The organism is Streptomyces sp. NPDC046727, assembly GCF_040645635.1.
Taxonomy (GTDB): Bacteria; Actinomycetota; Actinomycetes; order Streptomycetales; family Streptomycetaceae; genus Streptomyces.
On sequence record NZ_JBEYYR010000019.1, the window covers coordinates 55,607 to 78,353 of the forward strand.

Annotated in this window: 24 protein-coding genes; 9 read left to right on the top strand and 15 right to left on the bottom strand. The window is 72.9% G+C overall.

Going from position 1 to position 22,747, the window contains the following annotated elements; genetic code table 11:
- Nucleotides 1–8 precede the first annotated feature (8 nt).
- Entirely contained in the window at nt 9–467 is a 459-nt protein-coding gene (gene soxR / locus ABZ937_RS23515; RefSeq protein ID WP_361694865.1) for a redox-sensitive transcriptional activator SoxR, read from the bottom strand.
- A 104-nt stretch (nt 468–571) separates the two neighbouring features.
- Between soxR and ABZ937_RS23520 the strand changes: the two genes are divergently transcribed.
- Nucleotides 572–1,033: a MaoC family dehydratase gene (locus ABZ937_RS23520; protein WP_361694867.1), complete on the top strand. Its 462-nt coding sequence runs from the start codon at nt 572–574 to the stop codon at nt 1,031–1,033.
- A gap of 13 nt (nt 1,034–1,046) precedes the next feature.
- On the opposite strand, the gene ABZ937_RS23525 is transcribed toward ABZ937_RS23520, so the two are convergent.
- From ABZ937_RS23525 to ABZ937_RS23535, 3 genes are all read right to left on the bottom strand, one after another.
- Nucleotides 1,047–1,670 carry a TetR/AcrR family transcriptional regulator gene (locus ABZ937_RS23525; protein ID WP_361694869.1) on the bottom strand — a complete coding sequence of 208 codons (624 nt, stop codon included), beginning with the start codon at nt 1,668–1,670 and terminating at the stop codon, nt 1,047–1,049.
- 73 nt (nt 1,671–1,743) lie between these two features.
- Nucleotides 1,744–2,031 (bottom strand): YiaA/YiaB family inner membrane protein, encoded by a 288-nt coding sequence (locus ABZ937_RS23530; RefSeq protein ID WP_361694871.1) that lies wholly within the window; start codon nt 2,029–2,031, stop codon nt 1,744–1,746.
- A gap of 60 nt (nt 2,032–2,091) precedes the next feature.
- A complete protein-coding gene (locus tag ABZ937_RS23535) occupies nt 2,092–3,243 on the bottom strand; it encodes an acyl-CoA dehydrogenase family protein (protein ID WP_361695039.1) in 1,152 nt (383 codons plus the stop codon).
- Between the two features lie 103 nt (nt 3,244–3,346).
- On the opposite strand from ABZ937_RS23535, the gene ABZ937_RS23540 reads away from it, so the two are divergent.
- The 3 genes from ABZ937_RS23540 to ABZ937_RS23550 all read left to right on the top strand — a co-directional run bounded on the left by ABZ937_RS23540 (nt 3,347) and on the right by ABZ937_RS23550 (nt 5,763).
- Nucleotides 3,347–3,982: a TetR/AcrR family transcriptional regulator gene (locus ABZ937_RS23540; protein WP_361694873.1), complete on the top strand. Its 636-nt coding sequence runs from the start codon at nt 3,347–3,349 to the stop codon at nt 3,980–3,982.
- Between the two features lie 46 nt (nt 3,983–4,028).
- On the top strand, nt 4,029–4,742 hold the full coding sequence (locus tag ABZ937_RS23545) for a winged helix-turn-helix domain-containing protein (protein ID WP_361694875.1): 714 nt from the start codon (nt 4,029–4,031) through the stop codon (nt 4,740–4,742).
- Between the two features lie 85 nt (nt 4,743–4,827).
- Nucleotides 4,828–5,763 (top strand): DMT family transporter, encoded by a 936-nt coding sequence (locus tag ABZ937_RS23550; RefSeq protein ID WP_361694877.1) that lies wholly within the window; start codon nt 4,828–4,830, stop codon nt 5,761–5,763.
- Nucleotides 5,764–5,766: 3 nt separating this feature from the next.
- Here the strand turns inward: ABZ937_RS23550 and ABZ937_RS23555 are convergent, their stop codons facing one another.
- The 9 genes from ABZ937_RS23555 to ABZ937_RS23595 all read right to left on the bottom strand — a co-directional run bounded on the left by ABZ937_RS23555 (nt 5,767) and on the right by ABZ937_RS23595 (nt 16,225).
- Nucleotides 5,767–6,849 carry a Zn-dependent alcohol dehydrogenase gene (locus ABZ937_RS23555; protein ID WP_361694878.1) on the bottom strand — a complete coding sequence of 361 codons (1,083 nt, stop codon included), beginning with the start codon at nt 6,847–6,849 and terminating at the stop codon, nt 5,767–5,769.
- 15 nt (nt 6,850–6,864) lie between these two features.
- Nucleotides 6,865–8,253 carry an aldehyde dehydrogenase family protein gene (locus tag ABZ937_RS23560; RefSeq protein ID WP_361694880.1) on the bottom strand — a complete coding sequence of 463 codons (1,389 nt, stop codon included), beginning with the start codon at nt 8,251–8,253 and terminating at the stop codon, nt 6,865–6,867.
- Between the two features lie 167 nt (nt 8,254–8,420).
- The gene (locus tag ABZ937_RS23565) at nt 8,421–9,113 is read right to left on the bottom strand and encodes a class F sortase (protein WP_361694882.1); all 693 of its coding nucleotides are present in this window, start codon (nt 9,111–9,113) and stop codon (nt 8,421–8,423) included.
- A complete protein-coding gene (locus ABZ937_RS23570; RefSeq protein WP_361694884.1) occupies nt 9,100–9,768 on the bottom strand; it encodes a hypothetical protein in 669 nt (222 codons plus the stop codon). The genes ABZ937_RS23565 and ABZ937_RS23570 overlap by 14 nt, the downstream gene beginning before the upstream one ends.
- Before the next feature lie 101 nt (nt 9,769–9,869).
- Entirely contained in the window at nt 9,870–11,108 is a 1,239-nt protein-coding gene (locus tag ABZ937_RS23575; protein ID WP_361694886.1) for an MFS transporter, read from the bottom strand.
- 22 nt (nt 11,109–11,130) lie between these two features.
- On the bottom strand, nt 11,131–12,525 hold the full coding sequence (locus ABZ937_RS23580) for a citrate:proton symporter (protein WP_361694888.1): 1,395 nt from the start codon (nt 12,523–12,525) through the stop codon (nt 11,131–11,133).
- A gap of 124 nt (nt 12,526–12,649) precedes the next feature.
- Nucleotides 12,650–14,881: a molybdopterin oxidoreductase family protein gene (locus ABZ937_RS23585; RefSeq protein ID WP_361694890.1), complete on the bottom strand. Its 2,232-nt coding sequence runs from the start codon at nt 14,879–14,881 to the stop codon at nt 12,650–12,652.
- Between the two features lie 104 nt (nt 14,882–14,985).
- Nucleotides 14,986–15,603 carry a TetR/AcrR family transcriptional regulator gene (locus ABZ937_RS23590; RefSeq protein WP_361694892.1) on the bottom strand — a complete coding sequence of 206 codons (618 nt, stop codon included), beginning with the start codon at nt 15,601–15,603 and terminating at the stop codon, nt 14,986–14,988.
- A gap of 64 nt (nt 15,604–15,667) precedes the next feature.
- Entirely contained in the window at nt 15,668–16,225 is a 558-nt protein-coding gene (locus ABZ937_RS23595; protein WP_361694894.1) for a hypothetical protein, read from the bottom strand.
- 156 nt (nt 16,226–16,381) lie between these two features.
- On the opposite strand from ABZ937_RS23595, the gene hmgA reads away from it, so the two are divergent.
- Genes hmgA through ABZ937_RS23610 form a run of 3 tightly spaced genes read left to right on the top strand, consistent with a single transcriptional unit; the run spans nt 16,382 to nt 19,679 of the window.
- Entirely contained in the window at nt 16,382–17,692 is a 1,311-nt protein-coding gene (gene hmgA / locus ABZ937_RS23600; RefSeq protein ID WP_361694896.1) for a homogentisate 1,2-dioxygenase, read from the top strand.
- A gap of 58 nt (nt 17,693–17,750) precedes the next feature.
- Nucleotides 17,751–18,500: a GntR family transcriptional regulator gene (locus ABZ937_RS23605; protein ID WP_361694898.1), complete on the top strand. Its 750-nt coding sequence runs from the start codon at nt 17,751–17,753 to the stop codon at nt 18,498–18,500.
- Nucleotides 18,501–18,524: 24 nt separating this feature from the next.
- Nucleotides 18,525–19,679, top strand: a complete 1,155-nt coding sequence (locus ABZ937_RS23610; RefSeq protein WP_361694900.1) for a type ISP restriction/modification enzyme — start codon at nt 18,525–18,527, stop codon at nt 19,677–19,679.
- Here the strand turns inward: ABZ937_RS23610 and ABZ937_RS23615 are convergent.
- On the bottom strand, nt 19,676–20,203 hold the full coding sequence (locus ABZ937_RS23615) for an aminoglycoside adenylyltransferase (RefSeq protein ID WP_361694902.1): 528 nt from the start codon (nt 20,201–20,203) through the stop codon (nt 19,676–19,678). The two genes, ABZ937_RS23610 and ABZ937_RS23615, sit on opposite strands and share 4 nt — an antisense overlap.
- On the bottom strand, nt 20,200–20,922 hold the full coding sequence (locus ABZ937_RS23620) for a TetR/AcrR family transcriptional regulator (RefSeq protein ID WP_361694904.1): 723 nt from the start codon (nt 20,920–20,922) through the stop codon (nt 20,200–20,202). Before ABZ937_RS23620 ends, ABZ937_RS23615 begins: the two co-directional genes overlap by 4 nt.
- A gap of 63 nt (nt 20,923–20,985) precedes the next feature.
- Between ABZ937_RS23620 and ABZ937_RS23625 the strand changes: the two genes are divergently transcribed.
- Both ABZ937_RS23625 and ABZ937_RS23630 read left to right on the top strand, forming a co-directional pair.
- Nucleotides 20,986–21,942: an ATP-binding cassette domain-containing protein gene (locus tag ABZ937_RS23625; RefSeq protein WP_361694906.1), complete on the top strand. Its 957-nt coding sequence runs from the start codon at nt 20,986–20,988 to the stop codon at nt 21,940–21,942.
- Nucleotides 21,939–22,718 carry an ABC transporter permease gene (locus ABZ937_RS23630; protein ID WP_361694908.1) on the top strand — a complete coding sequence of 260 codons (780 nt, stop codon included), beginning with the start codon at nt 21,939–21,941 and terminating at the stop codon, nt 22,716–22,718. Before ABZ937_RS23625 ends, ABZ937_RS23630 begins: the two co-directional genes overlap by 4 nt.
- Nucleotides 22,719–22,747 lie beyond the last annotated feature (29 nt).

Genomic DNA, 22,747 nt, shown 5'->3' on the forward strand with positions numbered 1-22,747 from the left:
CGCCGGACTCAGCGTCCCTCCGCCAACAGCCGGGACCCGGTGAGGCGTTCGCCGAACACGTCGTCCGGGTTGGACAGGACGCAGTTCTCCAGGGACAGGCATCCGCAGCCGATGCAGTCGGTCAAGTGGTCGCGCAGACGGTTGAGCTGCTTGATGCGTTCGTCGAGCTCCGCGCGCCACTTCTCCGACAGCCGCGCCCAGTCCTCCCTGGTCGGTGTCCTCTCCTCGGGCAGTTCGGCCAGGGCCTCGCGAATCGTGGCCAGCGGGATCCCGACCCGCTGGGCCGCGCGGACGAAGGCCACCCGGCGCAGTGTGTCGCGGCTGTACCGGCGCTGGTTGCCGGGGGTCCGCCGACTGGCGATCAGCCCTTTGGACTCGTAGAAGTGCAGCGCGGACACCGCGGCTCCGCTGCGCGCGGACAACTGGCCGACGGTCAGCTCGTGGATCTTCTCGGGAATCTGGGGCACTCCTCAGACATTACCCAGCGCCCGGCCGGGCTGTCCGTTGACATAGGCCCGCCGCCCGACCATGCTAAGCAGTTGCTTAGAGACGCGAGTGAGAGGCCGGGAACATGACAGAACCGAGGACCTTCACCTCCCCCGACGAGCTGAGGGCGGCCGTGGGCGAGCAGCTGGGCCCCACCGACTGGCTGGAGATCGACCAGAAGCGGATCGACCTGTTCGCCGAGGCGACCGGGGACCACCAGTGGATCCACGTGGATCCGGAGAAGGCCGCCACCGGACCGTTCGGGACCACCATCGCCCACGGCTACCTCACCCTGTCGCTGCTTCCGCTCTTCGGGCCGCAGCTCCTCCAGGTCGAGGGCGTGAAGATGGGCGTCAACTACGGGACCAACAAGGTCCGCTTCCCCTCCCCCGTCCCCGTCGGCTCCCGGCTGCGCGCCACCGGCAGGATCGCCGGCGTGGAGGACGTCACCGGCGGTGTGCAGGTGACGGTCGCGTTCACCGTGGAGCGCGAGGGCGGCGACAAGCCGGTGTGCGTCGCGGAGTCGGTGTCCCGGTACTACCTGTGAGCACCTTGAGGATCTAGCCCGCCCCGACCATGCGCAGCACGAGGTCGGCGTAGAGCGCGCCGACCTCCTCGGGGGTGCGCGGGCCGTTCACGCTGAACCAGCGGGCCACGTCGATGCACAGCGACAGCACGGCGAGCGTGGTGCCCTGGACGTCCAGCACGTCGAACTCGCCCGCGGCCACGCCGTCCTCGATGATCCCGCGCACCTCCGCGTCCACCTGGCGGCGCAGCGCGACGATCTCGGCGCGGGCGTCGGGGCCGAGCGCGTCCAGCTCGTACTGGACGACGCGCGCGGTGGTGCGCCGCCCGGCGTGCCAGCGGACGAAGGAGCTGACCGCGTCGGCCAGCCGCTCGGCGGCGGTGCCCTCGCGGCGGGCCGCCGTGCGCAGGATGTCGAGGGCCTTGTCGTGGCCGATCCGGCTGATCCGGTGGAGCAGCTCTTCCTTGGTCTTGTAGTGGATGTAGAGCGCGGCCGGGCTCATGCCGGCGCGGCCGGCGATGTCGCGGGTCGTCGTCGCGTGGTAGCCGCGCTCGGCGAAGGCCTCCACGGCGGCGACGAGCAGCCGCCGGGCCGCGTCAGGGGTGACCTCTTCCCACGGCTCCACTTCGCCGCCGGTCGTCTCCTCCGCCGTACTCATCGCTTGTTCGCCCCTCTCGGTGACAGGAGCTCCACCATACCGCCGACGGTGAGCGGGCGCTTAGATCAGCCGCTCAGAGCTTCTCGTAGGGGTCGTGCTCGGCGAGCAGCTTCTCCAGGCGGGCCTGGTCGACGCGGCTGACGAGCTGCCCGGCCTCCTGCCGGTCCCGGATGACCTTGGCGAGGGTGAAGGCGGAGGTGACGAGGTAGAGGACGGCGATCGCCAGGAAGCCGCGGACCCAGGCGCTGGCGTCGAGCCGGAAGATGCCGATGGCGGTGGCCGTCATGGCGATCGCGAAGGAGGCGACGGCCTGGCCGTAGAAGGCGGCTGTGCTCTGCTGTCTGACCGGTGTGTCACTCATGCCGTCGAGGATCGGCGGACGTGGTCCGCGCCACATCCGCCGGCCTACTCAGATCCGTACTCAGAACGCCGAGACCCCGGTCAGGGAACGCCCGATGAGCAGCTTCTGGATCTGGCTGGTGCCCTCGTAGAGGGTCATCACGCGGGCGTCGCGCAGGAGTTTGCCGACCGGGTACTCGTCGATGTAGCCGTAGCCGCCGAAGACCTGGAGGGCGTTGTTGGCGGCGCGGACGGCGGCCTCGGAGGCGAACAGCTTGGCCTTGGAGGACGCGACGGCGAACGGCTCGCCGCGGTCGATCAGGTCGGCGACCCGCCAGGTCAGCAGCCGGGCCGCGTCCACGTCGACGGCGATGTCGCTGATCAGTTCCTGCACCAGCTGGTGGCGGGCGATGGGCTTGCCGAACTGCTCGCGCTCACCGGCGTAGCCGACGGCCGCGTCCAGCGCGGCCTGGGCTATGCCGACACAGCCGGCGGCCACCGACATCCGCCCCTTGGCGAGCGCGGACATGGCGACGGAGAAGCCCTTGCCCTCCTCGCCGAGCATCGCCGAGGCGGGCACGCGCACGTCCTCCAGGACGAGTTCGGCGGTGGCCTGGCCGCGCAGGCCGAGCTTGCCGTGGACGGTACGGCGGGTCAGGCCGGGCGTGTCGGTGGGGACCAGGAAGGCGGACACGCCCTTGTGTCCGGGGGCGTCGGTGGAGCGGGCGAAGAGCAGGACGACGTCCGCCCAGGTGCCGTTGGTGATGAACATCTTCGTGCCGTTGACGACGTACGCGTCGCCGTCGCGGACGGCCCGGGTGGTGAGGCTTCCCGCGTCGGAGCCGGTGCCGGGCTCGGTGAGGCCGAAGCAGCCGACGTACGCGCCCGCGGTGAGGCCGGGCAGCCAGCGCCGCTTCTGCTCCTCGCTGCCCCAGGCGGCGATGGTCTTGGCGACGAGCCCGAGGGAGACGGAGACGATCCCGCGGACCGAGGAGTCACCGCGCCCCAGCTCCTCGGTGACCAGGCAGTAGGCGAGGTGGTCGCCGCCGGAGCCGCCGTACTCCTCGTCGACGGTCAGCCCGAGGAAGCCGACCTCGCCGAGCTTCTTCACGATGCCCCGGTCGACCTCCTCGGCCCGGTCCCAGGCGACCACGTGCGGGGCGATCTCGCGCTCCACGAAGTCCCGGGCCAGCTGCCGTACGGCCGTCTGCTCCTCACTGAGTCCCAGGTTCACCACGAGATCACCCCAACACCGAACGGATACGCCGACAGATCTTGAAAGCCGTACATTTAAATTAGCACTGCTAGTTTACGGCCACGGCCCTACTATGTGCGCCATGGCCCGACCGCGCAAGCCCCTCCTCAGCACCGACCGGATCGTCGAAACGGCCCGGGACCTCGTGGACCGGGAGGGCCTGGCGGCCGTCTCCACCCGCCGGCTGGCCACCGAGCTGGGGGTCAGCGGGCCCTCGCTCTACAACCACTTCCGCACCAAGGACGAGATCCTGGAGGCGGTCGCGGACTCGGTGAGCGCGCTGGTCGACCTGTCGATGTTCCAGGACGGCCGGGACTGGCGGACCGCGCTGCACGACTGGGCCGTCTCCTACCGGGCCGCCCTGCGCGACCACCCGAACATCGTCCCGGTCCTCGCCCGGGGCCCCGGCCGCCGCCCGGCCGCGCTGCGCCTGGCCGACGCGGTCTACGGCGCGATGGTCGACGCGGGCTGGCCGCCGGCGCAGGCCACCTCCATCGGCGCGCTGATGCGGTACTTCATCATGGGCTCGGCGCTCGGGTCGTTCGCGGCCGGCTTCGTGGACGACGCGAGCGCGTACGACCCCGCCGACTACCCCCACCTCAGCCAGGCCCATCTGCTCGCCGACCAGCAGGAGAAGATCGACGAGCGGGCCTTCGAGGCGGGGCTGAGCGCGCTGCTGGACGGGCTGGCGCAGCAGTACGAGCAGGTACGGGCGTGAGGATGCTTCGGCCGCTGCCGAAGTGACGGTGTCCCATGCTGGGTGCATGAACATCAAGGGCCCCCGGGCGGCGGGCCTCGCCGCGCTGGCCGGGCTGATCGCCGACCGGACCCGCGCCGCGTGCCTGCTGGCGCTCCTGGACGGGCGGGCCTGGACGGCCGGTGAGCTGGCCCGGCATGCGGGAGTCGCCGCCTCCACCCTGAGCGAGCACCTGGGCAAGCTGGTGGCCGGCGGTCTGCTCACCGAGGAACGGCAGGGGCGGCACCGGTATGTCCGGCTGGCCGACGCGCGCGTGGCGCAACTGGTCGAGGATCTCGCCGCGCAGGTGTCGCCGGCGGCGGTGGAACACGCTCCGCGCACCCTGCGCGAGGCCGGCGCCGGGGCCGCCATGGCCCGGGGCCGCACCTGTTACGACCACCTCGCCGGGCGGCTCGGCATCGCGGTCACGGACGCGCTGACCGAGCGCGGGCTGCTGCGGCAGGACACCGGGTTCGCGCTGACGGACGCGGGGGTGGCCTGGTTCGGTACGGCGGGCATCCCGCTCGACCTGGCCGGCCGGCGCCCGCTGGCCCGCGCGTGCCTCGACTGGACGGAGCGACGGCCGCATCTCGCGGGGGCGGCGGGAGCGGCCCTGTGCCGGCATGCGCTGGGGGCGGGGTGGTGTGTGCGGGTGGGCAGCGGCCGGGCGGTGAAGGTGACCGCGGAGGGCGAGCGGGTGCTGTCCGACCTGCTCGGCGTCTCCAGGGACGACCTGCGCTGACGATCACAGCCCCGCGCCCCTCCGTGGCACGCCCCCGTCCGATATCCGCCAGCCGGCGCACCCGTCCCTACCTAGCCTCGGGAGCATGATGAGCACCGCACGGAACCGACCCCGCATACTCGCCACCGGCGCCGCCGCCGTCACCGTCCTGCTGTGGGCCTCCGCCTTCGTGGCGATCCGGAGCGCGGGGGACGCGTACTCCCCCGGCGCGCTGGCCCTCGGGCGGCTCACCGCGGGTGCCCTCGCCCTGGGGGTCGTCTGGGCGGTACGCCGGGAGGGCCTGCCGCCCCGGGCGGCCTGGCGCGGGATCCTGCTCTCCGGGCTGCTGTGGTTCGGGTTCTACACGGTCGCCCTGAACTGGGGCGAGCAGCGGGTGGACGCGGGCACGGCGGCGCTGGTCGTGAACGTCGGCCCGCTGCTGATCGCCCTGCTGGGCACCCGGCTGCTCGGGGAGTCGATGCCGCCGAGGCTGCTGGCCGGGATGGCGGTGTCGTTCGCGGGTGCGGTGACCGTGGGGTTGTCAATGTCCGGCGAAGGCGGGGCCTCCGTGCTCGGCGTGCTGCTGTGCCTGCTCGCGGCCGTCGCGTACGCCTTCGGGGTCGTCGCGCAGAAGCCCGCCCTGGGGCGGGCGAGCCCGTTGCAGGTGACGACGTTCGGCTGCCTGGTCGGTGCCGTGGCGTGTCTGCCGTTCGCCGGGCGACTGGTGCACGAGGCCGCCCACGCGCCCATGTCGGCCACCCTGAACATGGTCTACCTGGGCCTCTTTCCGACCGCTCTCGCCTTCAGTACCTGGGCCTATGCCCTCGCCCGCACCACCGCCGGCCGGATGGGCGCGACGACGTACGCCGTTCCGGCCCTGGTCGTGCTGATGTCGTGGCTGGCGCTCGGGGAGGTGCCGGGTCCGCTCACGCTGGCGGGCGGAGTGCTGTGCCTCGCGGGCGTGGCGGTGTCGCGGTCCCGGGCGCGCGGGCACGGCGGGCGGGTCGCGGCCCGGGAGCCGCGACCCGAGAAGGTCGGCTGAGGCTCAGAACACCACCACGGCCCGGCCGCCCTTGCCCGCCAGCATGTTCTCGAAGGCCGCCGGGATCCCCTCCAGGGCGATGCGGTCGGTGACCAGGGCCGAGAGGTCCAGGCGGCCCTCCCGCACGTGCTCGGCGAGGACCGGGACGTCGCGGGCCGGGTCGCTGTTGCCGTAGACGCAGCCCGTCAGGGTGCGGCCCCAGTGGAAGAGTTCCAGGGCGTTGAAGGTGACCTGCTGGTCCTTGCCGCCGATGCCGACGACCGTCGTACGGCCGCCCCGGCGGGTCGACTCCCAGGCCGCGCGGATGGAGACGGCGCGGCCCACGCACTCCACGGAGACGTCGACGCCCTGCTTGCCGGTGAGGGCGCGGATCTCGCGGGGGGTGTTGTCGGAGGCGAGGACGTAGTCGGTGGCGCCGGCCGCGCGGGCCAGCTCCTCCTTCTCCGGGGAGACGTCGACCGCGATGATGCGGGACGCGCCCGCGATGCGGGCCGACTGGAGCGTGGCCAGGCCCACCCCGCCGACGCCGAACACGGCGACCGTCTCGCCGGGCCGGACCTTCGCCGCGTGGTGTATGGCGCCGTACCCGGTGAGCACGGCGCAGCCCAGCAGGGCGGCGTCCACCAGCGGCACCCCCTCCGGCAGCGGCAGCACACAGGACGCGGAGACCACCGTCTCCTCGGCGAACGCGGCCACGTTCAGGCCGGGGTGGAGGTCGGTGCCGTCGGCGGTGCGGGCGTACACGTCGGCGGCGCCGTTCAGCGCGTTGGCGCACAGCCAGACCTCGTCGAGCGTGCAGGCGTGGCAGGCGCCGCAGGAGGGGGCCCAGTTGAGGACCACGGGGGTGCCGGGTGAGACGTGGGTGACGCCCTCGCCGACGGCCACGACCGTGCCGGCGCCCTCGTGACCCAGGACCGCCGGGGCCGGCACCCGCATGGTGCCGTTGGTCAGGGACAGGTCGGAGTGGCAGACACCGGCGGCGGCCAGCCGGACGCGGACCTGGCCGGGGCCGGGGGCCGGCAGGTCGATCTCGGTGATCTCCAGGGGCGCGCCGATGGCGGGCAGGACAGCGGCTCGTACGGCCATGGGTCTCGGACTTCCTTAGAACTGGAGGGACTTGGTCTGCAGGTACTCGGCGAGTCCGTGGGTGCCGAGTTCCCGGCCGACGCCGGACTGCTTGTAACCGCCGAAGGGCGCCAGGGGGTTGAACCGGCCGCCGTTGATGTCGACCTGGCCGGTGTCCATGCGGCGGGCGAAGGCGACCGCCTCGGCCTCGTCGGCGGCCCAGACGGCGCCCGCGAGGCCGTACACCGTGCCGTTGGCGATGCGCAGGGCGTCGTCCTCGTCGTCGTACTTCAGGATCGACAGGACCGGGCCGAAGATCTCCTCCTGGGCGATCGTCATCTCCGGGGTGACGTCGGCGAAGACGGTCGGGCTGACGAAGTAGCCCCGCTCGCGCGGGGATTCGGGACCGCCGGCGACCAGCCGGGCGCCCTCGGCGATGCCCTTCTCGATGTACCCGCGCACCCGGGCCTGCTGCTTGGCGCTGACCAGCGGGCCGATGCGGTCGCCGTACTTGGCGGCGGCGGCCCGGGCCAGCTCGACGGCCTCGGCGTACCGGTCGCGGTGGACCAGCATGCGGGTCCAGGCGCTGCACGTCTGGCCGGAGTTGGACATCACGTTGGCGACGCCGACGTTGACGGCCTTGGCGAGGTCGGCGCTCGGCAGGATGACGTTGGCGGACTTGCCGCCCAGTTCGAGGGCGGCCTTCTTCACGGCCGCGCCGGCCACCGCGCCGATCTGCCGGCCGACCGCCGTGGAGCCGGTGAAGGAGACCAGGTCGACGCCCGGGTGCTCCGCGAGGGCCTGTCCGGCGACCGGTCCGAGGCCGGTGACCAGGTTGAACACGCCGGCCGGGACGCCCGCCTCGTGCACGGCCTCGGCGAACAGCTGGGCGGTGAGCGGGGTGTCCTCGGCGGGCTTGAGGACGATCGTGCAGCCGGCGGCGAGCGCCGGGGCGACCTTGGCGACGATCTGGTGGAGGGGGTAGTTCCAGGGGGTGATCGCGCCGACCAGGCCGATCGGCTCGTGCAGGACGGTGGAGTTGCCGACCTTCTCCTCGAAGACGTGGGTCGCGGCCAGCTCGGCGTAGGAGCCCGCGACCGCGATCGGCACGCCCGCGTGCACCGTCTGCGAGAACGGGAGCGGGGAGCCCAGTTCGGCGGTGACCGTCTCGGCGATCTCGTCCTTGCGGGCGACGAGGGTGTCCCGGAGTGCGGTCAGGCGCGCGGCGCGCTCGGCCGGGGACGTGGCGGCCCAGCCGGGCAGGGCGGTGCGGGCCGCGCGGACGGCGGTGTCGACATCCAGGGCGCCGCCCGCCGGGACCCGGCCGATGACCTGTTCGTCGGCGGGGTTGACGACGTCGATCACGTCCCTGCTCTCGGCGGGGCGCCAGGCGCCGTCGATGTACAGGCCGTCGTGTGCCTTCATGCTGTTTCCTCCCGGCGGGTCCGCGTCGTCCGGCACACAAACTAGCGATGATAGTTTTCGTGCGCCAGACGTTCCTGGGCCGCAGACGTACCGGGACATCATGACGAACGGACCGGCCGGCGCGGGCAGGGAGTCCGCACCGGCCGGTCCGCCGGTCGTTCCGTCGGTCATTTCGTCGCGGAGAAATGGGCGAAGACCACCACATTGCTGGTGTAGCCGGTCCGCCGGCTGAACAGGCCACCACAGGTGATGACCCGCAGCTCCGGGCGCCCGGTCGGGCCGTAGACCTCTTTGTCGGGGAAGCCGGCCTTGTCGTAGACCTTCACCCGGTCCACCGCGTAGACGGCGGTACGGCCGTCCGCCCGCTTGATCTCGATACGTCTGCCGGGCGTGACCTGGGCGAGCCCGGCGAACACGGCGGGTCCGGTCCTGGTGTCGCGGTGCCCCACGGCGATCGCGGTGCCGTTCTCGCCCGGTGTGGGGCCGCCCTGGTACCAGCCGACCAGCTTGGGCTTGTCGACGGGCGGTGTCTCCAGCTGCCGGTTCCGGTCGAGGCGGAGCGGGACGATCGGGGCGTCGATCCCCAGGAAGGGCATGCGGAAGCTCATCGGCCGGGACCGGGGCAGGGGGCGGGGCGGCGGCGTCGGAGGATCGGAGGGCTCGGCGTCGGCCGGGTCGGAGCCGGCGCCGGGGGCCGCCACGACGTCCGCGCCGCCTGCCCCGCCGGGCGCGGCCGGACTGCCGTCCGATCCGCAGCGCGACCCCACCGTCACCAGGACGACCACCAGCAGGGCCGTCCTGGCGAGTCGGTAGGCGCGGGTCCGGTACCAGGGCCTGCGTCGGTACCTACGCGGCACCATGGGGCCGCCGGCGGATCAGCCGGACGTACACGACACCGCTGACGGTGACCAGGCCCACGGCCGCCGCGGCGGCCACCGGCGAGTACGCGGCGGCCGTGTCGATGAGGCCGCCGCCGCCCGCGTGCACCCCGCCCTTGGGGCCGTCGTGATCGTCCTTGTCGCCCTTCCCCCAGGCCCCGTCGTCCTGCTGGTGGTCCGCGATCTGCCCGTTGGGACCGTTCTCCCCGTCATGCTTGTCGTCGTGGCAGTTGACGCGGAAGAGCTTCTCCTTGACGGCACCCGCCGCCACCCAGGTGAGCTGGTACTGCCCGTCGGTCAGACTGATCGGGTCGGTGTGCCCGGCGCCGCCGGCGAGCTGGATGATGCCGGTGACGGTGGCGGCGGTGGGCAGCGGGGGCTGGGCCTGGATGATGTAGGCGATATTGGGCAGGATGTCGAAGTTGACGGCGTCGAGGTAGAACCTGCAGACCACCGGATCGTCCTTCGAGACTCCGTAGGGCACACCCACACGGTGGATCCTGATGTCGCCGTTCGCCCCCTGGGCCACGGCCGGCGGCGCCGCCACCCACGACGCGCCTGACGCGGCGAAAGCGGTGAGGATGACAGCGGCACCCGTGCGAGAGCCGAGGCTACGTGGGAGTTTCAGGGTGGGCATGAGCACTCCTCCGAGTCAGACGATTTTCATACAAATCGCTCTTTCGCCTGGACTCTGCGTCATGCACCCCGTGCCCGGCGGCACCGACGCACGACGCGCCGTCAGAGATCGCTCGTGCGGCGCAATCCGGAGCGCTTCCGCCGCTCCCGTGTCACCCGGTCGGCCTCTTCCCGGGGTCGCCCCGGCGACCTCAGGGCGACCCCCGACGACACCAGCAACAGCGCTCCCAGCATCACGAACGGCGCCGCCACCCCCGCCAGTCCCGCGACCAGGCCCGCGGCGGCCGGCGCGGCGACCTGGCCGAGCCGGTTGCCGGTCAGCCGCAGGGCCAGCGCGGTGGAGCGGGCCTCGGCGGGCGCGGCCTGCACCACCGTCGTCATCGACAGCGGCTGGCCCACGCCCAGACAGAAGCCGAGGGCGGTGAGCATCGCACCGAGCGCCCACACCGGCACCGGCAGCGCGGCCCCCGCGCACAGCAGGGCCGCCAGCAGACAGGTCACGGTGAGCAGCGCTCGCCGGCCGAGCAGCCGGAGCAGCGGGGTGAGGACGAACCGGCAGGCGATGGTGGCGCCGGCCCGCAGGCTCAGCAGGGCACCGACGACCGAGGGGGCGATGCCCCGGTGCTCGCCGACCACCGGGAGGTAGGCGGTGAGGATGTCGGTCGCGGACAGCACCGACAGGCTGATCAGCATGCCCGCGGGGACGCCCCGGGCGCGCAGGATGCCGCCGACCGGCACCCGCTCGCCCCGCGGGGAGCGGGAGCCGGCGGCCGTACGGTCCTCGATGCGCCACAGCGAGGTGAAGGCGACCGCCGCACCGACGCCCGCCACGACCAGGGCGAGGGCGCTGCTGTGCGCCATGTCGGTGCCGCCGATGAGGGCGCCCGCGGCCACCGGGCCGATGAGCTGGCCGAGGGAGGCGCCGATGGTGAAGTGGCCGAAGTTGCGGTCCTGTTCGTGCGGCGCGGACCGGCGGGCCACCAGCGACTGGGCACCGATCACGAAGCAGAGGTGGCCGAGACCCATCACCCCGCTCCACAGGGCCATCGCCGCCAGGGAGTTGACGAGCCCGCTGAGGACGCAGCCGCCGGCGATGAGGACCACGCCGACCGGGAGGAGGGGGGCGCAGCGGCCGTGGTCGGTGCGCCGGCCGAGCGGTACGGCGGCGAACAGCGGCAGCAGGGCGTACACACCGGCGATGACACCGACCGCCCGTTCGTCGGCGCCCAGCACGAGGGCCCGGTAGGAGACGGCGGGCCGGGCCATGGACACCGCCCCCTGCGCGCAGCCGAAGGCGATGACGAGGCGGAGCAGCCAGCCGCGGTTCCCACCGGGCGCCATGGGCACGACCTCCGTCGAGTGATCAGATGATGCCGAACAGGATTCCCGCGCCGAGGACCACCAGTGAGGTGAGCGCGGCCCACTTGACCACGAACCGGGTGTGGTCGCCGAACTCGACCTTGGCCATGCCGACCAGGACGTACACGGCCGGGACGAGCGGGCTGGACATGTGCAGCGGCTGGCCGACGAGGGAGGCGCGGGCGATCTCCAGCGAGGAGACGCCGTGCGCCTGGCCCGCCTCGGCGAGCACCGGCAGGACGCCGAAGTAGAAGCCGTCGTTGGACATGAAGTAGGTGAGCGGGATGCTCAGCAGGCCGGTGACGAAGGCCATGTGCGGGCCCATGCCGGCGGGGATGTTGTCCACCAGCCACTTCGCCATGTGGTCGACCATTCCGGTGCCCTGCAGGACGCCGGTGAAGACGGCGGCGGCGAACACCATGCCGGAGACGTTGAGGACGTTCTCCGCGTGGGCGGCGATCCGGGCCTTCTGGTCCGGCATGTGCGGGAAGTTGACGGTCAGGGCGAGGGCCGCGCCGAGCAGGAACAGCACCGGGATCGGCAGCCACTCCATGATCATGGCGGTGAGCAGGACGACCGTGAGCAGCGCGTTGAACCAGTACAGCTTGGGGCGCAGGGTGGGGCGGTTCGGGTCCAGGCCCTGGAAGCCCTCGTCGTCCGCGGGGTCCTCGGGCAGGTCCGCACCGGAGCCGGAACCGCCGGCCTTCTTGGCCGCCTCCGTGCCGGAACCCGCGCCGACCAGCACCGGCTCGGTCTCCTCCACCAGCACCTCGTCCAGCGTGAGCACGCCGAGCCGCTTGCGCTCGCGGCGGCCGAGGGCGTAGGCGAGGGCGAAGACGAAGAGCAGGCCCATGGCGAGGGCCGGGATCATCGGCACGAAGATGTCGCTCGCGTCGAGCTTCAGCGCGGTCGCGGCCCGGGCGGTGGGGCCGCCCCACGGCAGCGTGTTCATCACGCCGTTGGCCATGGCGGCGACACCGGTCATCACGACCAGGGACATCTTCAGGCGCTTGTACAGCGGGTACATCGCCGAGACGGTGATCATGAAGGTGGTGGAGCCGTCGCCGTCCAGGGAGACGATCGCGGCGAGCACCGCCGTACCGATGACGATGCGCAGCGGGTCGGCCTTGCAGAACTTCAGAATGCCCCGTACGACCGGGTCGAAGAGGCCGACGTCGATCATCACACCGAAGTAGACGATCGCGAACATGAGCATCGCCGCGGTGGGGGCGAGGCCGGTGACGCCGTCGATGACGTAGTCGCCGAGCTTGGCGCCCTTGCCCACGAACACGCAGAAGAGCGCGGGGATGAGCACGAGCGCCGCGATCGGCGACATCTTCTTCAGCATGATCAGGACCAGGAAGGTCGCGATCATGGCGAAGCCGAGGATGGTCAGCATGAATGGATACCTAACGTTCGCCCTTGAACATCCCACCTGGGGGTCGGCGGTGCGATGACGTTAGGTCCGTTCAAACGGCGTTAACAAGACGTTGACGCGCGAGCAATAAGCGCAAAAGTACTGGTCACAGCAGTGCGACGAGTTCGACGGGGACGCCGTTGAGGACCGCGTTGCCCGAGAGCGGGTCGAGCATGCTGCCGTCGAGCAGCTGGTTGACGTTGACGCCGGGATCGCCGGCGGCGTGCTGCAGCCGGGTGCCGGGCCGGTCGTGGCCCCAGCCGTGCGGCAGGCTCACCACGCCGGGCCGGACCCCGTCGGTGACCTCGGCGGGCGCGACCACCTCTCCTCCGGCGCCCTTCACCCGGACGTCGGCGCCGTCCTGGACGCCCAGGCGGGCGGCGTCCTCGGGGTGGATGTGCACGGTGCAGCGGTTGCTGCCGCCGGTGAGGGCGGGCACGTTGTGCAGCCAGCTGTTGTTGGAGCGCAGATGGCGGCGGCCGACGAGGACGAGCCCCGCGGGGCGTTCGCGCAGGGCCGCACGGAGCCGGGGCAGGTCGCCGGCGATGGGCTCGGGCAGCAGCTCGACCCGGCCGCTGCGGGTCTTGAGCGGCTGCGGCAGGCGGGGGCGCAGCGGGCCGAGGTCGATGCCGTGCGGGTGTGCGAGCAGCTTCTGAAGGGTCAGCCCGTCGGGGCGGGCGCCGAAGCCGTCGCCGTAGGGGCCGAGGCGCAGCATCATGTCGAGCCGCCGCTCGGGGCCGTCCGCGCCGGTCAGCTGCCCGGCGAGGTCGCGCGGGTCCCGGCCGTGCACCGGCGAGTGCGGGTCCTGGACGGCCTTGCCGAGGGTCTGGTCGACGACCATCGCGTCGACGGCGGCCGGATCGGCGCCGTGCATGCCCGTCGCGGCCAGGATCAGCCGGGCGAGGATCTCGGTCTCCGCCATGCGGCCGGGTTCCAGCGGGACGGCGGGGCGGCTGTAGCGGACCTGGTTGCGCACGGCGAGGGCGTTGAAGGCGAAGTCGTGGTGCGGGCTCTGCGCGGGCGGGGGCGGCGGCAGCACGACATGGGCGTGGCGCGAGGTCTCGTTCAGGTACGGGTCGACGCTGACCATGAAGTCCAGGCAGCCCAGGGCCTTGTCGAGCCGGTCGCCGTCGGGCGCGGAGAGCACGGGGTTGGCGGCGATGGCGATCAGTGCCCGGACCGGCGTGCCCTCGTCGGTCGCGGTGTCGATCTCCTCGGCGAGCGCGGAGATCGGCAACTCCCCCTTCGCCTCGGGGTGCCGGCTCACCCGGGAGTGCCAGCGGCCGAGCTGGAAGCCGCGGCCGGGCCCCGCCGGGCGGGGTGTCCTGTCGGTGGCGGCCTGCGGGAAGAGGGCGCCGCCGGGCCGGTCCAGGTTGCCGGTGAGGATGTTGAGGACGTCGACCAGCCAGCTGGCCAGGGTGCCGTGCGGGACGGTGCAGCTGCCGATGCGGGCGTAGACGGCGGCGGTCGGGGCGGCGGCGAGGTCGTGGGCGAGGCCGCGGATGACCCCGGCGTCCAGGTCGCAGGCGGGGGCCACGGCCTCGGGGGTGAAGTCGACGAGGGCGTCCCGGAGTTCGTCGAGCCCCTGGACGTGCGGGGCGAGGTCCTTGAGGTCGACCAGGTCGTCCGCGAAGAGGGTGTGCGCCATCGCCGCGAGCAGCAGGGCGTCGGCGCCGGGGCGGATCGCCAGGTGCCGGTCGGCGAGCCGGGCGGTGCGGGTGCGGCGCGGGTCCACGACGGTGAGCCGGCCGCCGCGGGCCTTGAGGGCCTTGAGCCTGCCGGGGAAGTCGGGGGCGGTGCACAGACTCCCGTTGGACTCCAGGGGGTTGGCGCCGATCAGGAGCAGATGGTCGGTGTGGTCGAGGTCCGGCACCGGGATGGCGCCCGCGTCGCCGAACAGCAGCCCGCTGGAGACGTGCTTCGGCATCTGGTCGACCGTGGAGGCGGTGAACAGGCTGCGGGTACGCAGGGCGCCGAGCAGCACCGGCGGGTAGAGGCCGCCGGCCACGGTGTGCACGTTGGGGTTGCCGAGGACCACGCCGACGGCGTCGGGGCCGTACCGCTCCACGACCGGGCCGAGGCCCGCGGCGACCGCGTCGAAGGCCTCCTCCCAGGTGGCCTCGCGCAGCTCGCCGTCCTTGCGGACGAGGGGGGTGCGCAGCCGGTCGGGGTCACCGTCGACGGCGCCGAAGGAGGCGCCCTTGGGGCAGACGAACCCCTTGCTGAAGACGTCCTCCCGGTCACCGCGGGCGCCGGTGACGCGGGTGCCCTCGATGGTGAGGGTCAGCCCGCAGGTGGCCTCGCACAGGGGGCAGATTCGCAGGGCGGTGCGGGACACGGGTCCTCCCGGAGGGTCGGCGGCGGTGCCGTGGCAGCGCGAAGGCGCTCACGGGGAGCATACCGACCGGTATGCACGGAGGGGAGCCCCTTTTCCGGCAGCGCTCAGTCGAGCACGCGGCCCAGATACGCCCGCAGCAGCTCCCGGGTCTCGTGGATGATCGCCGCGTCCCCCTGGGGATCCACCCGGAAGGCCAGCTGGACGAGGGTGTCGGCGCTCTCCACGGCGACCAGGAAGACCCGCCGCAGATCCGCGTCCGGGGTGCGGGTGAGATAGTCGGCGAGCAGGCCGGTGAGCCGGTCGGCGACCCGGGTGTTGGGCTCGGCGTGGCGGGAGCCGACCGGGATCTGGTTGCCGAAGTCGACCAGGGAGAAGCCGGGCGCGGTGCGCTTCATGGCGAGGTACTCGTCCAGCACGGCGTCCATGGCGGCCCGCCAGTCCCCCTTGCGGGCCCCCTTCAGCCGCTCGGTGACGCGCTCGACGTACCGCTCCAGGTTGCGCTGGGCGAGGGCGTCGGCCATCTCCCGCTTGTTGCCGAAGAAGCGGTAGACCGAGCCGATGGGGACGCCGGCGCGCTGGGCGACCGTGCGCGTGCTCAGGTCGTCGTAGCCGACCTCGTCGAGGAGTTCGGCGCAGGCGTCCAGGATCCTGGTCAGCCGTTCGGCGCTGCGCCGCTGGACCGGCGCGCGGCGGAGCGATGTCGCGTGGGGCACGGACTTCATGATGCCTTTCCGCCGGGATCAGGTGAACCTCGCCCCACAGTACGGAGAAGGACGGCCCGTGAACTCATTCACCGCCGGAGGGGGACGGGGCCTCGGCCGCCGGCTCCGGCGCGCCCGTCTCCGCGCCGGACACCGTGATGTCGGCGGTGCTCTCGACCGGCTTGCCGCGGACGGCCCACACCGTGCCGTCGTCGGCGTACAGACGCGCGGTGATCTGGTGGGTGCCGTGCGGGACGAGGCGGGCGGACAGGTGGTACGCCGGGGTGCGCAGCCGGGCGACCCGGTGGCCGTCGACGAAGAGGTGGGCGAAGCCGCGGCCGATGGCCGCCGCGGGCCGGGTGCCGGGCGCGGAGCAGCGGAAGTGGCGGAAGGTCAGCCGGACGTCCCAGCCGCCGGCCGAGTCCGGGGTGACCTCGACGGCGACCTCGGGAGCGTTCCGCTCGGGCACCTCGCGCAGGTTCCGGCCGGTCTCGTCGGTGCCGTCCAGGACCTTGCCCACGGGCGACGGCGACACCGTGTCCCCGTGCGCCTCACCACTGGTGCAGGCCGCCGCTCCCAGCGGCAGCAGGACACAGACCGCGAGCGCGGCAAGACGTCCACGCTTCCACTTCGTCCACGACATGACCGGGAGCGTATGCCAGCGCCCCCGTAACCCGGATCCCCCTGAAGTCTGGTTCCCGCCGTACCTCTGCGGGAGGACCCCGGAACCCTCTTGCGCGGCCCTCCCCCTCATTCCTACGGTGATACATAGGAATCGGGAAGGCGCTAGGGAGCGATCATGAGCGGGGACGCACGCAAGACCGCCGAGGGGCTGTCGTATCTGACCGGGTTCGGCAACGAGCACGCCTCGGAGGCGGTGCCGGGCGCCCTGCCCGAGGGCCGCAACTCGCCGCAGCGCGCGCCGCTGGGCCTGTACGCCGAGCAGCTGAGCGGTACGGCGTTCACCGAGCCGCGGGCGCACAACCGGCGCTCGTGGCTCTACCGCATCCGCCCCTCGGCCGCGCACCCGGCGTTCGCCCGCACCGACAACGGCGCGCTCCGTACGGCCCCCTTCGCCGAGACGGTGCCCGACCCCAACCGGCTGCGCTGGAACCCGCTGCCGGAGCCGCCGGCCGGCACCGACTTCCTGGGCGGCCTGTGGACGCTGGGCGGCAACGGTGACGCGACCCAGCGCACCGGCATCGCGGTGCACCTGTACCACGCCAACGCCTCGATGGAGCGGGTCTTCTCCGACGCCGACGGCGAGCTGCTGATCGTGCCCGAGCGCGGCGGGCTGCTGCTGCACACCGAGTTCGGCAGGCTCCATGTGGAGCCGGCCCATGTGGCGCTGATTCCGCGTGGGGTGCGCTTCCGTGTGGAGCTGCTGGACGAGTCCGCGCGGGGTTATGTGTGCGAGAACTACGGCGCACCGTTCCAGCTCCCCGACCTGGGGCCCATCGGCGCCAACGGACTCGCGAACGCCCGCGACTTCCGGGCACCGGTCGCCGCGTACGAGGACGTCGAGGGCCCGGTGGAGGTGGTGAACAAGTTCTGCGGCAACCTGTGGACGGCCACCTACGACCACAGCCCCCTCGACGTGGTCGCCTGGCATGGCAACCATGTGCCGTACGTCTATGACCTGCGCCGTTTCAATGTGATCGGCACCATCTCGTACGACCACCCGGACCCGTCCGTCTTCACGGTGCTGACCTCCCCGTCGGACACCCCGGGCCTGGCCGGCGTGGACTTCGTGGTCTTCGCGCCGCGCTGGCTGGTGGGCGAGGACACCTTCCGGCCGCCGTACTTCCACCGGAACGTGATGAGCGAGTACATGGGCCTGATCGAGGGCGCGTACGACGCGAAAGCGGAGGGCTTCGTGCCCGGCGGCGGCTCGCTGCACAACATGATGTCGGCGCACGGCCCGGACCGGGAGACCTTCGACCGGGCGAGCGCGGCCGAGCTGAAGCCGCAGAAGATCGACGACGGGCTGGCCTTCATGTTCGAGACCCGCTGGCCGGTGACCCTCACCCCGCACGCGGCCGGCGCGGACCACCTCCAGCAGCACTACGACGAGGTGTGGCAGGGGCTGGAGCGCCACTTCCGGGTGTGACGGCGGCCGAGCCGCCGCCCGTTGCGCCGAACGTTCTTCGCCAGGTACGGATAGCCGCGTGACCTCCTTCGCCCCGGATTCGATCGTCCTGAACCGCAAGCTGCCGCTGTGGTACCAGGTGTCGCAGTCGCTGCGCGCCTCGATACTGGGCCGCTCCCCCGCGGACCCGCTGCGCCTGCCCACCGAGGAGCAGCTGGCGGGGCACTACGGCGTGAGCGTGCTGACCATGCGGCAGGCGCTGAAGGAACTGGAGGACGAGGGGCTGATCAGCCGGCACCGGCGGCGCGGCACGTTCATCGAGCCCGGGGTCCGGCGCGGGGCGCCGGTGCGGCTGCTGGGCTCGGTGGACGCGATCGTGGCCCAGCAGTCCGGGATGAGGACCGAGCTGCTGGACCACGGCCGGGTGCCCGTGCCGGCCGGGCTCGCCGAGTACTTCCCGGACCTCGCGGAGGTGGCGGCGTACCACCGGCTGCGCAGCGACGAGAAGACCGGCGAGCCGACCAACCACGCCGTCAACCACATCCGCCCCGAGCTGGCCGAACGCATCGACCCGGAGGATCTGGTCCGCTGGCCGATGACCAAGGTGCTGCGGGACGTGGTGGGAGCGGACATCAGCCGGATCACGGACACCGTGGAGGCCCGGCTCGCCGACCCGGAGACGGCACGGCTCCTCGAAGTCCCGCTGCTCAGCCCGATCCTGCACTACACGGGCGTGACGTACGACACCGAGGGCCGGGTGCTGGACGTGGCGGTCATCCACTACCGGGGCGACCGGTTCTCGTTCACGGTCACTCTCGATGCCACCTGATCCGGGGGCGGGTGAGGCCGTACGATGCCCAGCGTGACGCACGACGACGCTCCGCTGCTGGCGGACCTCATGCCGTGGTCCGTCGCACCGCTGCGGCCGGGCCGCGCCTGGCCGACGGCGCCCGATCCGGCCTCGCCGAAGGCCCGCTGGGACGCCCTGCTGAAGGCCGAAGGGGCGGACCGGGAGGCCCTGTTCGAGCCGAGCCGGGCCCGTACGCTCCAGTCGGCGGTGGGCCAGCTGCCCGGCCAGTCCACCGGCACGGAACGGCTCGCGCGCGCCGAGGGACCCTGCGCGGAGCCGGTGCGGGTACTGACGGCCCCCTTCGACGAGCAGTGGCTGATCCCGGACCACCGGCTGATCGACACCGCCCGCCCGGAGCTGTGGCGGGTGGCGGACGCCCACCAGGTGTTCGCGGTCGAGACGGGCGACGCGGACACCCCGCTGCTGGCCACCGGGCTCCTGCCCACCCTGCGCACCGGCCGGATCCGCCCGCTCCACCGCCGCCCCGGCGGCACGGAACCCAACCTGGCCCCCGGCCTGCTGGACCATCTGGCGGCCCGCCTGGGCACCCGCCCCACGGCACCGGACGTGCTGGCGTGGATCCTGGCGACGGTCCGACCGGACCTCACCGTGCCGCTCACCGACGACACCGGACTGTGGCGCGCCGGCGTCGAGTGGGGCCACCGCATGCTGTGGCTGATGCGCCGCGACGGCGAACGCCCCAAGCTGCCGGGCGGCCGCCGCCCCTACGTCCGCGCACCCCTGCCGGCCCGGCCGTGCACCCTGCACTACGACGAGGACGAGGAGACCCTGCACCTGGACGAGGGCCGCATCTCCCCCGTCCCGCCCGAGGCCTGGGACTACGAGGTGGCCGGCGGCCGGGTCCTGGAGACCTGGTTCACGGCCCGCACCGCACCGGCCGAGCCGGGCACGCTCGCCGCGATCCGCCCGGCGGCCTGGCCGCAGACCTGGACGTCGGAGCTGCTGGAGCTGATCACGGTGCTGGCCCTGCTGGCGGAACTGCGGCCCCTGCGGGCCGACTTGAAGGTGACGTCACCGGTCACCGCGGCCGACCTGCGACAGGCGGGGGTCCTGCCGGTGCCGGAGCCGGCCCGCCGCCCCGCCTCGGTCCTGGACCATCATGAGGAGGGCCCGGACGGCCAGTTCGCGCTGCTCTAGCGGAGCCGCAGCGCGGCCTCCAGCCGGGCGATGTCCTCGGCGTCCTTGGCCCGGCGCGGCCGGGACGGATCCCAGACGGGCATCATGCGCTTGATCTCGATCTGGACCCGCGGATCGACGATCGGCGCCTCCAGCGCGCCGATGCGGCCCGGCTCGGCACCGAGCAGCCCGTCCGGCCACGGAGTTCCGGCCCAGGGCCCGCCCGCGACCGTCACGCGGCCCTCCGCGTCCCTGTCGACCAGCGTGAAGCTGCTCTCCAGGCCGCCCTTCTCGAAGTCGAGCTGAAGGCCGGCGGGCGGCCCGGGCACCGGCGTGTGACCGAGCCGGGTCAGAACACCGGCCAGGGCTGCCGCGTCCTGCGCCCAGGCGAACCAGTCGATGTCCCCGTGGTCCCGGGTGACCTCGCCGAGAAAGAAGTCCATGGCCCAGCCGCCGCGCAGCCACAGCGGAATGCCGTTGTCGCGGGCCGCCCCCAGGGACTCTGCGATCAGGGCGAGCTGACGTCGGGCGCGGTCCTGGTTCACCGGTCGTCCCGGGCCGGCGCGAACCCGTCCAGGACCCGGTCCAGCACCCTCTCGAACACCGCCTCCAGGTCGATCGGCCCGGCGTCCTCCTGGAACGCCGCCGCCATCCTCGGGTACGCGCCGGAGGCGATCCGGCCGGCCAGGTAGGCGATGCGGACCGCGTTCTCCTCGTCCTCCGACCACGGCAGGGCGCGGACCCGCTCGGCGGTGTCGAGTTCGTTGCCGACGTACGTCGTCACCACGCCGTTCAGCGTGGCGATCAGCTCCAGCTTGGTGCCGTACGGCAGGTCCAGCGGGTCCAGGCAGGCCAGGCAGTGCTCCAGATAGCGCAGGGCGTGCGGGCTGAAGCCGTAGACGGGGGACATCAAGCGCGGCACCCACGGATGGCGGCGCATCAGCGCGCGGGTCTGGTGCGCGACCCGGCGCAGATCGGACCGCCAGTCGCCGCCCGGCTCCCACAGCTCGTGCTCCGCGCTGACCGCGTCCATCATCAGCTCGTACAGGTCCTCCTTGCGGGGGACGTAGTTGTACAGCGACATGGTGCCGCAGCCCAGCTCGGCCGCGACGTGCCGCATCGACACCGCGTCGAGCCCCCGCGCGTCGGCGATCCGGACGGCGGCGGCGGCGATGTCGTCGCGCGTGTACGCCGGCTTCGGACCCCGGCCCGTGCGCTCGGGACGCGCCCAGATCACCTCGGGAACGGTCCCTCGGACTGCCATCGGTCATCACCTCGGCCACCATCGTAGTTACGTACACCGTACGTAGTGCGGTATGGTCCCGGCATGACTACTACGTACGCTGTACTCAGTGAGGGTCTGGAGAAACGCTTCGGCGCTGTGCGTGCCCTGCGCGGGCTGGATCTGGCCGTCGCCGAGGGCACGGTCTGCGGCCTGCTGGGGCCGAACGGGGCGGGGAAGACGACGGCGGTGCGGCTGCTGACCACGCTGCTGCGCCCGGACGGGGGGTCGGCACGGGTCGCCGGGCACGATCTCGTCCGGGAGGCGGCGGCCGTGCGGCGCCGGATCGGGGTCACCGGGCAGTACGCCTCGGTCGACGGCGACCTCACCGGCCGGGAGAACCTGCGGCTGTTCGCCCGGCTGCACCGGGTGCGCGGGCCGGCCGCCCGCGCCGACGAACTGCTGGAGCGCTTCGGCCTGACCGAGGCCGCGCACCGGAGGGCCGCGACGTACTCGGGCGGCATGCGGCGCCGTCTCGACCTCGCCGCGAGCCTGATCCGCCGTCCTGGCGTGCTCTTCCTGGACGAGCCGACCACGGGACTCGACCCGGCCAGCCGCGCCCGTGTCTGGCAGGCCGTGCGCGACCTGAAGGCGGACGGCACGACGGTGCTGCTGACCACGCAGTACCTGGAGGAGGCCGACCAACTCGCCGACGACATCGTCCTGGTGGACCGCGGCCGGGTCGCGCACACCGGCTCGCCGGCCGGGCTCAAGGCGCTCATCGGGTCGCATGTGGAGGCGGTGGTCGCGGACGCGGGGGCGCTGTCCCGGGCGGCGGCCGTGCTGGACCGACTGACCGGCCGGGAGCCGGCGTTCGACCGCGAGCGGAACGCCGTCGGCGCGGTCACCACCGATCCGACCCTGACCCTGCCCCGCCTGGTGCGGGAACTCGACGCGGCCGGTGTGCCGTTGCTGGACGCGGGCATCCGGCCGCCCACTCTCGACGACGTCTTCCTGCGGCTCACCGGGGAGACCACCGACAGCAAGGAGCGGGTGGCATGAGCGGGTTGGCGTACGACGGGCTGGCGATGACGGGCCGGCAGCTGCGCCGGGTCCGCAACAATCCGGGCCTGGCGGTCCTCACCCAGCTGATGCCGGTCAACATGCTGCTGTTCTTCGGCTATGTGTTCGGCAGCGCGCTGGCGATGCCCGGCCGCGAGTACCGCTCCTTCCTCGTGCCCGGACTCCTCGTCGCCACCGCCGCCGGCGGGCTGATGACCGGCATGTTCCAGGCAGCGCAGGACACCCACCGCGGGGTGATGGACCGGTTCCGCACGATGCCGGTGAGCCGGGCCGCCGTACCGCTCGGGCAGGCCGTCGCGGACCTCGTCGTCACGACCGTCGGGACGGTGCCGCTGCTGCTGGTCGGCCTCGCGGTCGGCTGGCGGATCGAGGGGTCCGCGGCCGGGGCGGCCGGTGCCGTGGGCCTGCTGCTGCTCTTCCGGTTCGCCTGCACCTGCGCCGGGATCTTCCTGGGCCTGCTGACCCGCAGCGAGGACGCCGCCGGGCAGCTCGGCGCCTCCTCCTTCGTGCTGCCGCTGCTGTCCGACGCCTACATCCCGACGGACGGCCTGCCGGTCTGGCTGCGCACGCTCGCCGAGTGGAACCCGATCAGCGCGGTGACCACCGCCCTGCGGGACCTCTTCGGCAACGCGCCCGCCCCGGAGGGCGCCGCCTGGCCGGTGGCCCACCCGGTCGCCGGGTCGCTCGCCTGGAGCCTCGCCCTGACCGCGGTGTTCCTGCCGCTCGCGGTACGCCGGTACGCGCGGGCCGAATGACCGCGCACTGCTGACAGAGCCGCCGCTCA